1 pseudogene is annotated in these 317 nt (G+C 67.5%); it reads left to right on the top strand.

Features of this window, described 5'->3' with window-relative positions:
- Window positions 1-119: 119 nt before the first annotated feature.
- Window positions 120-317, top strand: a pseudogene (locus IG02_RS41975) (hypothetical protein); the annotation flags it as partial.

Here is a 317-nt window from a genome sequence, read left to right as displayed (position 1 = left end):
CGGACCGCGAGGCCGGCCGCATCCCGGAGACCGGCAAGGATCGGACGGGCGACGAAGGCGGCGGCTACCAGTAGGGCGGGCATGGACGGAATGTCGGGGACACGGGGAAGAGGCGAAGGATGAGGCCAGCAGAGGGCGGCGGAGGCGGCGGTACCACCGATTTCAGCTCCATGTCGCACCAGCAGATGCTGGATTGGCTGGACGAAGCCAGCGAATCCGGTGTGAGGATCGCGGCCGACCGCTTGCAGGCAGCGGCCGAACAGCCGGATGCCATCGCGGAGAAGCTCAAGAGCCGGTCACTTCGAGTGGACTGGAAG

This window comes from Streptomyces sp. NRRL F-5135 (assembly GCF_000719775.1).
Taxonomy (GTDB): Bacteria; Actinomycetota; Actinomycetes; order Streptomycetales; family Streptomycetaceae; genus Streptomyces; species Streptomyces hebeiensis.
The sequence above is the reverse complement of the archived record's forward strand: the minus strand, read 5'-3'. Positions and strand labels throughout refer to the sequence as shown.